This is a genomic window from Bradyrhizobium sp. SYSU BS000235, from assembly GCF_049747295.1.
Lineage (GTDB): Bacteria > Pseudomonadota > Alphaproteobacteria > Rhizobiales > Xanthobacteraceae > Afipia.
Window position 1 is genome coordinate 2982276 of the sequence record NZ_JBMHJM010000001.1, and the last position, 12775, is coordinate 2995050.

The window sequence follows — 12775 nt, forward strand, 5'->3', positions numbered from 1 at the left end:
AGCTTGCCTGCGGGCGGTTTAATCAGCCCGTTGGAGGCTGCTGGACGTTGCCCTTGCGCCGCATTTGGGCTAATTCCCGCTACCTTTTAAATGGTGCTGGAGGGACCAATGGCCGATCATAGTGAAGTCGCTTACACAACCGCGGATGGCAACGACTACATCGCGCACGAGCAGACCTATGAAGGGTTTCTGGCGCTGACCAAATACGGCACGCTGAGTGTCATCGCCATTCTCGTCCTGATGGCGATCTTCCTGCTCTGATCCTATCGTTCCGTCGTCACCGGCGGCGACGCCGGTGCTGGTCATGCGCGGCGTTACAGGGTCGCGGGAGGCGTCATGAAAATTGCGATAGCCAAAGAAATCGATGCAGCGGAGCCACGGGTTGCGGCGACGCCTGACACGGTCAAGAAATTTAAGTCATTAGGCATCGATGTAGCCATCGAACCGGGCGCCGGCCTCAAGTCGGGGCTGCTGGATGCGGACTATGAAGCCGTCGGCGCCACGGTGAGCGCCGATGCGGTGAAAGACGCCGACATCGTCATCAAGGTGAAGCGCCCGGAGGCGGCCGAAGTCGCCAAATACAAGAAAGGCGCGCTGGCCATCGCGATCATGGATCCGTACGGCAACGACGCTGCGTTGAAGACGATGGCGGATGCCGGTGTCGCGGCCTTCGCCATGGAGCTGATGCCGCGCATCACCCGTGCGCAGGTGATGGACGTTCTCTCGTCACAGGCCAACCTCGCCGGCTACCGCGCGGTGATCGAATCCGCCGAAGCCTTTGGCCGCGCATTCCCGATGATGATGACGGCGGCCGGCACCGTGCCTGCTGCCAAGGTCTTCATCATGGGCGTCGGCGTTGCCGGCTTGCAGGCCATTGCAACCGCACGCCGCCTCGGCGCTGTCGTGACCGCGACGGACGTCCGTCCGGCGGTGAAGGAGCAGGTGGTGTCGCTCGGCGCGAAATTCATCGCGGTCGAGGACGAGGAGTTCAAACAGGCTGAGACCGCGGGCGGCTACGCCAAGGAAATGTCGAAAGAGTATCAGGCCAAGCAGGCTGAACTCACGGCCGAGCACATCAAGAAGCAGGACATCGTCATCACCACCGCGCTGATCCCGGGCCGTCCGGCGCCAAAGCTGATCAGCCTCGAGATGGTGAAGTCGATGAAGCCGGGGTCGGTGCTGGTTGACCTCGCGGTCGAGCGCGGCGGCAACGTCGAAGGCGTGCAGTCCGGCCAGATCGCCGAGGTGAACGGCGTCAAGATCGTCGGCTTCCCGAACCTCGCCGGCAAGGTCGCGGCGTCCGCGTCGAGCCTCTACGCCAAGAACCTCCAGTCCTTCATCGAGACACTTTACGACAAGGAGAGCAAGTCGCTCGCCGTGAAGTGGGACGATGAGCTGGTGAAGGCCACCGCGCTGACCAAGGACGGCGCTGTCATTCATCCCAATTTCCAGCCGAAAGCATAAGGGAGAGCCGCCATGCACGGGATTGAGGCTGTCGATCCGTTTGTCTTCCGGTTGTCGATTTTCGTACTTGCCGTTTTCGTCGGCTACTTCGTGGTGTGGTCGGTGACGCCCGCGCTGCATACCCCGCTGATGTCGGTGACCAACGCGATTTCATCGGTCATCGTGGTCGGTGCATTGCTTGCCGTCGGCGTCTCGGCGGTCGGCGATGACAATGGCCCGCTGTGGGCGCGCGCCTTCGGCTTCGTTGCATTGATTTTTGCATGCGTGAATATTTTTGGCGGCTTCTTGGTCACCCAGCGCATGCTGGCGATGTACAAGAAGAAGCAGAAGTGAGCAGGGGCATAGTCAATGAGCGCTAATCTCTCTGCCGTTCTTTATCTCATCGCTGGTTCGCTTTTCATCCTTTCACTTCGTGGTCTGTCGAGCCCGGCATCATCCCGCCAGGGTAACTTCCTCGGCATGATCGGTATGGGTATTGCGGTGGCCACCACGCTGGCGACGCATCCGCCGACCAGCGCCACGGGCTGGATCCTGGTGATCCTCGGCATCGCCATCGGCGGCGGCATCGGTGCGCTGATCGCACGTCGTGTGCCGATGACCTCGATGCCGGAACTGGTCGCGGCCTTCCACTCGCTGGTCGGCATGGCGGCGGTGTTGGTGGCGGCCGGTGCGTTCTACGCGCCTGCGGCCTTCGACATCGGCACCCGTGGCAACATCCACGGCTCCAGCCTGGTCGAAATGTCGCTCGGCGTTGCCATCGGCGCGCTGACCTTCACCGGCTCGGTGATCGCGTTCCTCAAGCTGTCCGGCCGCATGAGCGGCGCCCCGATCATCCTGCCGGCACGCCACATCATCAACATCGTGCTCGCCCTGGCGCTGGTGTTCTTCATCTACGGCCTGGTGTCGTCGCAGAGCGCGGTCGACTTCTGGCTGATCACCATCATCGCCCTGGTGCTCGGCGCGTTGCTGATCATCCCGATCGGCGGCGCCGACATGCCGGTGGTGATCTCGATGCTGAACTCCTATTCCGGCTGGGCGGCTGCCGGCATCGGCTTCACGCTGGGCAATTCGGCGCTGATCATCACCGGGGCGCTGGTCGGCTCCTCCGGTGCGATCCTGTCCTACATCATGTGCCACGCGATGAACCGATCCTTCATCTCGGTCATCCTCGGCGGCTTCGGCGGCGAAACCGGTGGCGCGGCTGCTGCCGGCGGCGGCGGCGAAGCCAAGCCGGTCAAGCTCGGCTCGGCGGACGACGCGGCCTTCATCATGAAGAACGCGCAGAAGGTCATCATCGTGCCGGGTTACGGCATGGCGGTGGCCCAGGCTCAGCACGCGCTGCGCGAAATGGCCGACACGCTCAAGAAGGAGGGCGTCGAGGTCAAGTATGCCATCCATCCGGTGGCGGGCCGCATGCCCGGTCATATGAACGTGCTGCTGGCTGAAGCCAACGTGCCTTACGATGAGGTGTTCGAACTCGAGGACATCAACTCGGAATTCGCCCAGGCCGATGTCGCCTTCGTGATCGGCGCCAACGACGTCACCAACCCCGCTGCGGAAGAAGACCCGAAATCGCCGATCTACGGCATGCCGGTGTTGCAGGTCTGGAAGGCGGGCACGGTGATGTTCATCAAGCGCTCGCTGGCCTCGGGCTACGCCGGCGTCGACAACCCGCTGTTCTATCGTGACAACACGATGATGCTGCTGGGCGACGCCAAGAAGATGACCGAAAACATCGTCAAGGCGATGTAGGCAGAAACGTCGTCTACTTGCTAAATATTTGAAGGCCGCGCTGTTTGGCGCGGCCTTATCTTTTTTAGGCACGGTCTTCTCTTTAAGCCCGTGGGAGGCGATACAGCGCGCAGAGCTTGTTGCCGTCCAGGTCGCGCAGATAGGCGAGGTACATCTTCACACCGCCCATCTCACGGATGCCGGGTGGATCCTCGCACGTTGTGCCGCCGTTCGCGATTCCCATTGCGTGCCAGGCATCGGCTTCCTCAGCCGAAGCCGCTGTAAAACCAACGGTTCCGCCATTGGCCGCGGTGGCCGGTCTGCCATCGATTGGTATGGAGACGGAAAACGTCCCGGTCTTGGTCCGATAAAAGATGCGGTGGCGATCGACCACCGCCGGCTGTACGCCGAGCGTCCCCAGCAATTTGTCATAAAATGACTTGGCCTTGTCGAGATCGTTGGTCCCGATCATGATGTGAGAGAACATTTTTTCGTTTCCTTCCTAGAAGCAGTGCTTTTTGGTTAAGGTATCTTGCACCGGCGAGCAAATTTTCTTCACCTCCCGCGAGTACGGTGGGTCCCAAGGACACTAGGCCTTCGACCATGGAGCTATACCGCGCATGAGCGCTCACTCTCACATGCCACGGTCAGCCTGGGTCTACCCCACGCTGGCCGTCTTGCTTTTCGGCAGCACGATCTATCCTGGTCTCGGCTTCACCCATTCCCTGCCGGGATTCGTCTTCGCGGCGGTGCTGCTGGTCATCCTGTTCGGGACCGTGTTTGCCGCCGTTCACCATGCCGAAGTCATCGCGCACCGGGTCGGCGAACCCTTCGGCACGCTGCTGTTGACGCTGTCGGTGACGGTGATCGAGGTTGCGCTGATCGCGACCATCATGCTCGGCGACAAGGCGGCGGCGTCGCTGGCGCGCGACACCGTGTTCGCGGTGGTCATGATCGTGTGTAACGGCCTGGTCGGCATCTGCATTCTGGCAGGCGGGCTCCGCTACAAGGAGCAGGATTTCCAGGTCACCGGCGTGAACGTCTATCTCGGGGTGCTGATCGTTCTCGCGACCATCACTCTGGTCTTGCCGAACTATACGCGGGCTACGCCCGGGCCAATCTATTCCGCGCCGCAGCTCGCCTTTGTCTGTGTGGTGACGGTCGTGCTCTACGGCGTGTTTCTCTACACCCAGACCATCCGCCATCGCGATTACTTCATCGTCGAGACCGACCAGGAAGAGGCCGAGCACGCATCGGCGCCAGTTCAAGAACTCGTGCTCAGCAGCGCGCTGTTGCTGGTCTCGCTCGGCGCCGTGGTGCTGCTCGCCAAGAAATTTTCGCTGGTGGTGGATGCGGGCGCTGCGGCGATCGGCGCGCCTCCAGCTTTTGCAGGCGTCGTCGTGGCGCTGCTGGTCCTGCTGCCTGAAAGCATCGCAGCGTTGTCCGCGGCGCGGAAGAACGACCTGCAAAAGAGCCTCAACCTTGCATTGGGCTCGTCGCTGGCGACCATTGGATTGACGATTCCAGCGGTCGCCATTGCGACCTATGTCCTCGGCAAGACGCTGGTCCTCGGGCTCGACGGACGCGACACGGTGTTGCTGGTCATGACCATGTTCGTCAGCCTGACGACATTTGGGACCGGCCGCACCAACATCATGTTCGGACTGGTGCACACGCTGATATTCGCCGTGTACATCTTCCTGGTGCTGTCGCCGTAATCGTCAGCGCCAACCGTTTGATGCCCTACTGATACGACGCAACGATATCAGTCACGGCGCGCTCAAGCTGCTTTGCCGAAGAGCATTGCCGGACGACGTTGCAATAGGTGGCGTAGCGCGGCATTTCCGAGTCGCCCCAGCCCCATCCCATGCGGCCTTCGGGATTGAGCCACACCAGCCGTTTCGATCGCTCCGAGATGCGCCGCAGGATGTCGGCGCGCGGATTGAGATTATTGGTCCGCGCATCGCCGAGCACGATCACCGTTGTCAGCGGGGTCACGGCTTTGAGGGCGAGTTTTTCGAAATCAGCGAGCGACTTGCCGTAGTCGGATGACCCGAATCCAACCTTCGCCATGATCTCCTTCATGGCCTGAGTGGAGTCCTCCGAATCGAGAATGTCACTGACTTCGATGAGATGGCTCGAAAACGCGAAGGAGCGGACATCGGAAACCACTTCGTGCAGGCTGTAGATCAGCAGCAGGAAGAAGTCTGACACGCGGGCAACCGATCCGCTGACATCGCACAGCGCAATGATCCTCGGCTTCTCACGATGCTTGCGCTTCCATGTGGTCAGGAAGGGCACACCGCCCCATGCTGCGTTGCGCCTGATCGTACGACGGACGTCGAGGTGGCCGCGTCGCGGGCGCTTGCGCGGCTTGCTGTAGCGCTCGCGCAAACGGCGCGCGATCTGGCGGATCAGCAGGCGCATCTGCTCAACCTGCCGTTGATCGAGCTGCGACATCGGCGCGTTGCGAAGGATTTCGTGACGCAGGTTTTCGCTTTCCTCGCGGGCGTACAACACCAGGGCTTGAGACACGGTATCGCGGACCGTCTCGCGCAGCGCTTCGGTTGCTGCCGCAAGGCGTTCCGCTTGTGCAGGGTCTGACGCGGTCAACGCATCGAGATCGTCTCTCAATTGCATGATGCCGAGTTGATCGAGGATCCGGCTCGAATAGATGCCGCGCTGAGTGAAAAACCGGATATCCGAAAGTCCGGCGGCATTGGCGGCGCTTGCAACAGCGGCCGCGATCGCGTTGCGATCCTGTGCCATCAGCATCTGGGCCAGCGGTCCGAGGCTGGAGACGGACGCAGCTGTTTCGCTGGACGACGCCTGCTCGGCAGGCGATGCATCCGGCTGGTTGTCCTGTGTCGCCGGAGCGGCGATGTCCGGTTGCTGGAAGAAGAGGTCGAAGCACTGGCCGAGCGACTGCTTCTCGTCCTGGGTCTTGGCCAGCGTCAGCAGAAGCGTGTCGCGTAGTACGCCACGGTCTGTAAAGCCGACCTCGGCGACGGCTCTCATCGCATCGATGCTTTCAGATGGCGACACCCGTACGCCGGCCCCGCGCGCCGCCCGAAAAAAACGATGGAGGTTCTCTCTCATCTATCTAACCGAAGACGTTTTCGCGGCGGTTCTTGCTGATGAAGGTGGTGACCTGGGGCAGGGTGGTCTCGATGTCCGCCTCGTACTTGAGGAGGACATTGAGTGTGTCCTTGACCGTCTGCTGATCCAGTTCGCTCGCCTGCAGCAGCACGAGCACGCGCGCCCAGTCGATGGCCTCGCTGACCGAGGGCAGTTTCTTCAAATCAAGCGTGCGGACATCGTTGATGAAACTGACGATCTGGCGCCGCAAGGTTTGGGAAATGCCGGGGACACGGCTCTCCACAATACGCTCCTCGAGCCGCTGCTCGGGAAAGCCGATGTGAAGATGCAGGCAGCGCCGCTTGAGGGCGTCGCCGAGGTCGCGTTCGCTGTTGGAGGTCAGGATCACCGTCGGTGCCGCCAGCGCGGAGACGGTGCCGAGTTCGGGAATCGTGACCTGAAAATCGGACAGGATTTCGAGCAGCAGGGATTCGAATTCCGCATCCGACTTGTCGATTTCATCGATCAGCAGCACGCAGCCTTTCGGCTGTTCGAGCGCCTGCAGCAGCGGCCGCGGCTCGACGAATTCCTTTGAGAAGAACACATCGCCGAAATCGTGCAGCTTGTTCAGCGCCGCCGGCAGCGTCTCGGCTTCGCCGAGGACCTCGCTCAGCTTGTCCTTCAGAATCTGGGTGTAGAGAAGCTGCTTGGCGTATTTCCACTCGTAGAGCGCCTTGGCTTCATCGAGCCCCTCGTAACATTGCAGGCGGATCAGTTTGAGGCCGCGCCATGCCGCGATCGCCTTGGCGAGTTCGGTTTTGCCGACGCCGGCCGGGCCTTCCACGAGAATCGGCTTTTCAATCCGCTCCGACAGATAAACGGCGGTCGCGATCTGGCGGTTGGCGATGTAGCCGGCCGACGCCAGACCCTGTTCGACGGCGTCGATGGAGGCTGTCGGCTGATGTTCGGTCACGATCGTGAAACTCCCGGAAAGCTTTGGTTGGCGTAGTGTCTTGGGCCCGCCGGCGATGATGCCTGGGGAAGCCGGTTCCTTGCTACGCCGCTGTGACAGTTTCGTCTATATCGGCGCCGTGACGCATGTCAGGTCGGCTTTCCGTCGAACCGCTGTGCGAAATCAGGAACTGCCGGGTGGCCAGCGGCGACCGTTGCCGGCCTGTTAACGAATTGTTGCCAACACCTTGTTTGGCCGACGCGGATTTGATCGTGAAACCCGATGGACCGTAGTGTTTGCCACCGATCCGTCGCAGTTGATCCCACAATCGGCCCCAAAGTTCCGGCATTCAACAGCGGGGAGCCGGGGAGTTGACGATGCTCAAGAAATTTCTGTCCAAATACATTCTGGAAGTCATTCCATCGATCGTGGCGACCGTGGTCGGCGCCTACATCGTGACCCACTACATCAACAACAAGCCCGAGGCCGACAAGCCCCAGGCCGCGATGGCCGCCCCGACAAATCCCGCCAAGGCGAAGGCGCCGGACGCTCCAGCAAGCAACAAACCAGTTCAGCAGAATGATACGGCGCAGGCCGAGAAAGCCGCCAAGGAAACCGCGAAGGCCGAGGCTGCCAAGGTAAAGGCCGCGGAAAAAGCCGCTGCGGAGAAGGCTGCCGCCGAAAAACTCGCCAGCGAGAAAGCCGAAAAAGCGGCTGCCGAGAAGCTTGCGGCCGAGAAGGCGCAGGCTGAGAAGGCCGAAAAGGCGGCCGAAGCGGAAGCCCGCCGGGCCCGCGAAAAGACAGTTGCGAAGGCCGCGCCAGCGGCTCCCGCCGTCGAGGCCAATGCAGTTGCGGAACGTGATGCCAACGATCTGGCCCGGGCCGCGATCGAGCGTCTGCGCAGCTCTGACCAGCAGCGTCAGGCCGAACAACCTCGCGCCCAGCAGGACACAGCACGCGTCATCGAAACCTCGCGGCCGCAAGAGCGCCGGGTCAACAGCGTTGTCTATAACCCGCCGTCAACGGTGCAGCCGCTCCCGCCCGCGGTGACGATTGCACCCACGCCGAGCGAAAGCGACATGGCAGCGCCGGCGCCCCAAGGACGTGGACCTCGCTCTGCCGAAGCGCAGGCCGACGATTCGATGCGCCTTACGCCGCCGGCGGATATCCCGCCGCGTCAACTGCGTGTTGAACAGGAACGTCCGTCGGTTGCCGAGGATGTGGTGTCGGCTGCGAAGTCGGTGTTTCAGGCTGTCGTGCCGCGCTAGCGCGGCACCTGTCATTTCGGCAGCGAAGCTTTCGCGCCGCGCTTTACCGGCTCGTCACCTTCCACGCTCTCCAAAAACTCTTTCACGGTACTGACCGATCCGGATCGGGTCTCGACGTATCCGGGCAGGCTTGCGATCGCGTCGCGAAATTCCTGGCCCTTCATGATATCGATGACGCGCTGCACCGGTTCGGTTTCGAGGAAGGCGCGGCGGCACACGAAAAAATAGTCCTCGGTGAGCAATCTCACGAAGTCGAGCCCAAATTGGCGGGCTGCAGCTTCGACGCCGAAACTTACGTCCGCCATGTCGCTCGCGACATAGGCCGCCACCGCGGCATGGGTAAATTCGATCTGCTGGGCGCCGTTGATCTTCGCCTCGTCGATCTTGTGCAAGGCCAGCAGTTGATTGAACAACAGCCGCGTGCCGGAATCGTGGTCGCGATTGACGAACCGGGCTTTGCGCGCAACCAGATCCTCCAGCGAAGAAATCTTCAGCGGATTGCCGCGTTTCACCATCAGCCCCATCTCGCGCGTCACGAAACTGATGACGCGGTCCTCACGCGGATCGAGCCACTCGCGATAGGCCTGAATATTCTGAGCGCGCAGTTCGCCGCGCGGAAGATGAACACCGGAAAGGTCGCAGGCGCCTTGAGCCAGTGATTCAAGCGAATGCTGGTTGCTGACGTAGCGCAGATCGACACCGATACCGGGCTCCCGATCCAGCAACTCACGCAATTTCGAGACTGCGAAGCCGTGGCTGGCGTGGACGCGGATCACAGATGGGCGTTGGTGCAGAAACGGCTTGACCTCCGTCGCCAACTCCTGGGCGAGGTTTTCTAGCTGCGGCCCAAGCCGTGCCTGCATGCGCTCGCCGGCCCATACCAGCTTTTCTCCGAATGGCGTCAGCGTGGTGCCTTTGCCGCGCTGGGTTTCGACCAATGGTACGCCGAAAAACTCCGACCATTGTTCGACGAGGTTCCAGACATGCCGATAGGACAGCTGGGCGTGGTCGGCGGCGCTGGTGAGCTTCCCGGTTTTCCGGATCTCGTTGAGGATTCCGAGCATCACCACAGCAGTCTGCGGGCTGCCTTCCTTGTGGAATCGCCAGATGGTTTCGATCTCGATATTCAACATGCGTGGACCAGTATTATGAATTTGATTTCATATATGAGCAATTCACCGGCGCGCGATTTCATATTTACGTTAGCATATTTAATACACAAGTTAAGGGACAAGAATAGGAGGAATATGATGTCGATTGCATATGACTACTCCCAAGAAAAGACGTCCCTGGTTTCCCGCTCTGCTGAAAAGCTGTTGTTGATCGACGGCCAGCGTGTCGCATCGCTCTCGGGGCGCACCTTCAACACATTGAACCCGGCCACAGAGCAGGTCCTCGCAACCATTTCCGAGGGCAATGCGGACGACGTCGATCGTGCGGTCGCCGCAGCCCGGCGCGCCTTCGACGGTCCATGGCGCACGATGCGCGCCTCCGAGCGCGGCCAAATCCTGCTGCGCCTCGTCGAATTGATGAAGCAGCACGCGGACGAAATCGCTGAGCTCGAAAGCCTCGATGCCGGCAAGCCGATTGCGGGCGTGCTGCGGCAGGATCTGCCGGCGGCGATCGATACGCTGACTTACTATGCCGGGTGGGCCGACAAAATTCATGGCGAAGTCGTCCCAACCCGCGACGAGGCTTTGACCTATACGCTGCGCGAGCCTGTCGGCGTGGTTGCCGCCATCGTGCCGTGGAATTTCCCGTTGATGATCGGCATGTGGAAGCTGGCGCCAGCACTGGCTTGCGGCTGCACGGTGGTCATGAAGCCGGCGGAACTGACATCACTGTCGGCGCTGCGCATTGCCGAACTGGCGCTGGAAGCCGGCTTGCCGCCCGGGGTCTTCAACATCGTGACGGGGCCGGGCCGCGTGGTCGGCGATGCGCTGGTCAATCATCCGGACGTCGACAAAGTCACCTTCACCGGTTCGCCGGGCGTGGGACGCGGCATTCTTCGTGGTGCGGCGGGCAACTTCAAGCGCGTGTCGCTCGAATTGGGCGGCAAATCCGCGAACGTGATCTTCGAAGACGCTGATATCGATGCCGCCACCAAGGCCGCCGCATCGGGCATTTTCTTCAATGCCGGCCAGGTGTGCTCGGCGGGTTCGCGTGTGCTTGCCCACGAGGCCGTCTATGACGAAGTGGTGGAGCGGCTGACGGCACGTGCGAACGCGATCCGCATCGGCAATCCGCAGGATCGCGCCACAGTGATGGGCCCGGTCATTTCAGAGAAACAGATGAAGTCGATCCTCGACTATGTCGACATCGGTCAGAAGGAAGGTGCGCTGCTGACCACGGGTGGCGAGCGCATCGGGACACGTGGCTACTTCATCAGCCCCGCGGTCTTCGCCAACGTGAAACACGAGATGCGGATCTCGCAGGAAGAGATCTTTGGACCCGTGGTGAGCGTCATCAAGTTCAAGGATGAAGCTGATGCGTTGCGTATCGCGAATGGTACAGCCTACAGCCTCGCGGCTGGTGTCTGGAGCCATGACATGGGCCGCGTGCAGCGGTTTGCCAAGAAGGCGCGGGCCGGCACGGTCTGGATCAATACCTATGGCTACACCGACGTTCGGTTGCCGTGGGGCGGTGAGCGCGATTCCGGCTTCGGCCGCGAGCACGGCTCGGCCGCGATCGAGAATTTCACCGAGCCGAAGGCTGTGTGGATGAATCTCAACGTGTAGGCCGCTCTTCCTCCTGCGGGTGAGAAACTGTCTTAGTTGGATTGGCACCAGTTTCTCACCCGGCTTTTTCAGGCATCTGCCTGAGATCACGGAAGAAGTGGCGAAGTGACAAACGCGGGCGAGAGCCCGCGTTTTTATTTGCGCAACGCTACCCAAATTGGCGCAATCCTCACCCTATGATTGGAGCAGGGAAGCAGGGTCAGCGTTGAGCCATGAAAACCATTCTATGGATCGTGATGTGCGCGGTGGCGATCTACGCCGCCGCGATCGGTGCGCTTTTCTTTTTCCAGCGCTCACTGCTCTATCCGGCGCCGCAGACGACGCGGACGGATCCGGCATCAGCCGGCTTTCCGCAAGCGCAGGAAGTCGTCCTCGATACCAAGGACGGCGAGCGGGTGATCGTCTGGCATGTGCCACCGAAGGAGGGAAAGCCGGTCGTGCTGTTCTTTCATGGCAACGGCGAGGTGCTGGCGTGGCGGGTGCCGCGCTTCCGTGCGATTACCGCGGATGGCACGGGTCTGATTGCGCTCTCGTTTCGTGGCTATGGCGGCTCGAGCGGCACGCCGAGCGAGGAAGGTTTGCTGAATGATGCCGCGGCAGCCTATGATTTCGCGGCGGCTCATTATGCGCCTTCACGCATCATTCCGTGGGGCTATTCGTTAGGGAGCGGCGTCGCCGTTGCCGTCGCAACAACGCGGCCCGTCGCGAAGCTTATTCTCGAAGCGCCTTATACGTCGACCGTGGATGTCGCGGCTGCCGCATTCCCGTGGGTGCCGGTACGGTGGTTGATGCGCGATCGCTTCCATTCCGATAAGCGGATCTTGAAGCTCAACGTACCGCTGCTCATCATGCATGGCGAGAAGGACGGCGTCATTCCAATCGCGGTCGGTAGGCGGCTGTTTGATCTAGCGCCTGGCCGCAAACGTTTCGTGGCTTTGCCCCAGGGCACGCACATCAATCTGGATGAGCAAGGCGCCGTCTCGATTGCGCAGGCCTTCATGGCAGGCGACGGCAAGGACTGACGTAAAAAAAACGGCCCAAACAAAAACGCGAGCCGAAAGGCCCGCGTTTTGATCTCAAATCTGACGGTCGCTTAGCGAGGGCCGCGCGGACCTGCGCCTGCACCACCACGGCCGCCACCCGCGCCGCGGTCTGCACCGGGACCAGCGCCGAACACCGGCTTCGGCTTCATCGGCAGCAGGCCTTCGCGCTGCAGCTTCTTGCGCGCCAGCTTGCGAGCGCGACGAACGGCTTCCGCCTTTTCGCGGGCCTTCTTCTCAGACGGCTTTTCATAGTGGCCGCGGAGCTTCATCTCGCGGAAAATACCCTCGCGCTGCATCTTCTTCTTGAGCGCCTTGAGGGCCTGATCAACATTGTTATCGCGGACGAGAACCTGCACGCGGCATCCTCTTGTTTTGAACGGTCTGTAATTCGGAAGACGTCGGAGGGGCCGACAAAAGGCCATGCCCTTCCCATCAAGGGCGCGGATTTACCAGATCAAACCTGGAATGTCCACCTGTGGACAACGATTTTCAACCTATAAG

Annotated in this window: 13 protein-coding genes; 8 read left to right on the forward strand and 5 right to left on the reverse strand. The window is 61.3% G+C overall.

Annotated features, from left to right (window positions below):
• The first annotated feature begins 108 nt into the window (after positions 1 to 108).
• The 4 genes from ACP0KA_RS13885 (at position 109) to ACP0KA_RS13900 (ending at position 3216) form a co-directional block, all read left to right on the forward strand.
• Positions 109 to 261: an aa3-type cytochrome c oxidase subunit IV gene (locus ACP0KA_RS13885; protein ID WP_424629346.1), complete on the forward strand. Its 153-nt coding sequence runs from the start codon at positions 109 to 111 to the stop codon at positions 259 to 261.
• Positions 262 to 336: 75 nt separating this feature from the next.
• A complete protein-coding gene (locus ACP0KA_RS13890) occupies positions 337 to 1464 on the forward strand; it encodes a Re/Si-specific NAD(P)(+) transhydrogenase subunit alpha (RefSeq protein ID WP_424629347.1) in 1128 nt (375 codons plus the stop codon).
• A 12-nt stretch (positions 1465 to 1476) separates the two neighbouring features.
• Positions 1477 to 1797 (forward strand): proton-translocating transhydrogenase family protein, encoded by a 321-nt coding sequence (locus tag ACP0KA_RS13895; protein ID WP_424629348.1) that lies wholly within the window; start codon positions 1477 to 1479, stop codon positions 1795 to 1797.
• Positions 1798 to 1812: 15 nt separating this feature from the next.
• A complete protein-coding gene (locus ACP0KA_RS13900) occupies positions 1813 to 3216 on the forward strand; it encodes an NAD(P)(+) transhydrogenase (Re/Si-specific) subunit beta (protein ID WP_424629349.1) in 1404 nt (467 codons plus the stop codon).
• Positions 3217 to 3298: 82 nt separating this feature from the next.
• On the opposite strand, the gene ACP0KA_RS13905 is transcribed toward ACP0KA_RS13900, so the two are convergent.
• Entirely contained in the window at positions 3299 to 3682 is a 384-nt protein-coding gene (locus tag ACP0KA_RS13905; RefSeq protein ID WP_424629350.1) for a VOC family protein, read from the reverse strand.
• Between the two features lie 133 nt (positions 3683 to 3815).
• Here ACP0KA_RS13905 and ACP0KA_RS13910 point away from each other — a divergent pair, with 133 nt between their 5' ends.
• A complete protein-coding gene (locus ACP0KA_RS13910) occupies positions 3816 to 4913 on the forward strand; it encodes a calcium:proton antiporter (protein ID WP_424629351.1) in 1098 nt (365 codons plus the stop codon).
• Between the two features lie 25 nt (positions 4914 to 4938).
• Here ACP0KA_RS13910 and ACP0KA_RS13915 read toward each other — a convergent pair whose 3' ends face one another.
• Positions 4939 to 6294: a vWA domain-containing protein gene (locus ACP0KA_RS13915; RefSeq protein WP_424629352.1), complete on the reverse strand. Its 1356-nt coding sequence runs from the start codon at positions 6292 to 6294 to the stop codon at positions 4939 to 4941.
• Between the two features lie 4 nt (positions 6295 to 6298).
• Positions 6299 to 7246 (reverse strand): AAA family ATPase, encoded by a 948-nt coding sequence (locus ACP0KA_RS13920; RefSeq protein WP_424629353.1) that lies wholly within the window; start codon positions 7244 to 7246, stop codon positions 6299 to 6301.
• Between the two features lie 356 nt (positions 7247 to 7602).
• Between ACP0KA_RS13920 and ACP0KA_RS13925 the strand changes: the two genes are divergently transcribed.
• Positions 7603 to 8493, forward strand: coding sequence for a cell envelope biogenesis protein TolA (locus ACP0KA_RS13925; protein ID WP_424629354.1), 891 nt, complete (start codon positions 7603 to 7605; stop codon positions 8491 to 8493).
• A gap of 11 nt (positions 8494 to 8504) precedes the next feature.
• Here the strand turns inward: ACP0KA_RS13925 and ACP0KA_RS13930 are convergent, their stop codons facing one another.
• On the reverse strand, positions 8505 to 9626 hold the full coding sequence (locus ACP0KA_RS13930) for a substrate-binding domain-containing protein (protein ID WP_424629355.1): 1122 nt from the start codon (positions 9624 to 9626) through the stop codon (positions 8505 to 8507).
• A gap of 117 nt (positions 9627 to 9743) precedes the next feature.
• Between ACP0KA_RS13930 and ACP0KA_RS13935 the strand changes: the two genes are divergently transcribed.
• Positions 9744 to 11231, forward strand: a complete 1488-nt coding sequence (locus tag ACP0KA_RS13935; protein WP_424629356.1) for an aldehyde dehydrogenase family protein — start codon at positions 9744 to 9746, stop codon at positions 11229 to 11231.
• A 212-nt stretch (positions 11232 to 11443) separates the two neighbouring features.
• Entirely contained in the window at positions 11444 to 12253 is an 810-nt protein-coding gene (locus tag ACP0KA_RS13940) for an alpha/beta hydrolase (protein ID WP_424629357.1), read from the forward strand.
• 71 nt (positions 12254 to 12324) lie between these two features.
• Here ACP0KA_RS13940 and rpsU read toward each other — a convergent pair whose 3' ends face one another.
• Positions 12325 to 12630: a 30S ribosomal protein S21 gene (rpsU, locus tag ACP0KA_RS13945; protein ID WP_424629358.1), complete on the reverse strand. Its 306-nt coding sequence runs from the start codon at positions 12628 to 12630 to the stop codon at positions 12325 to 12327.
• Between the last annotated feature and the right edge of the window lie 145 nt (positions 12631 to 12775).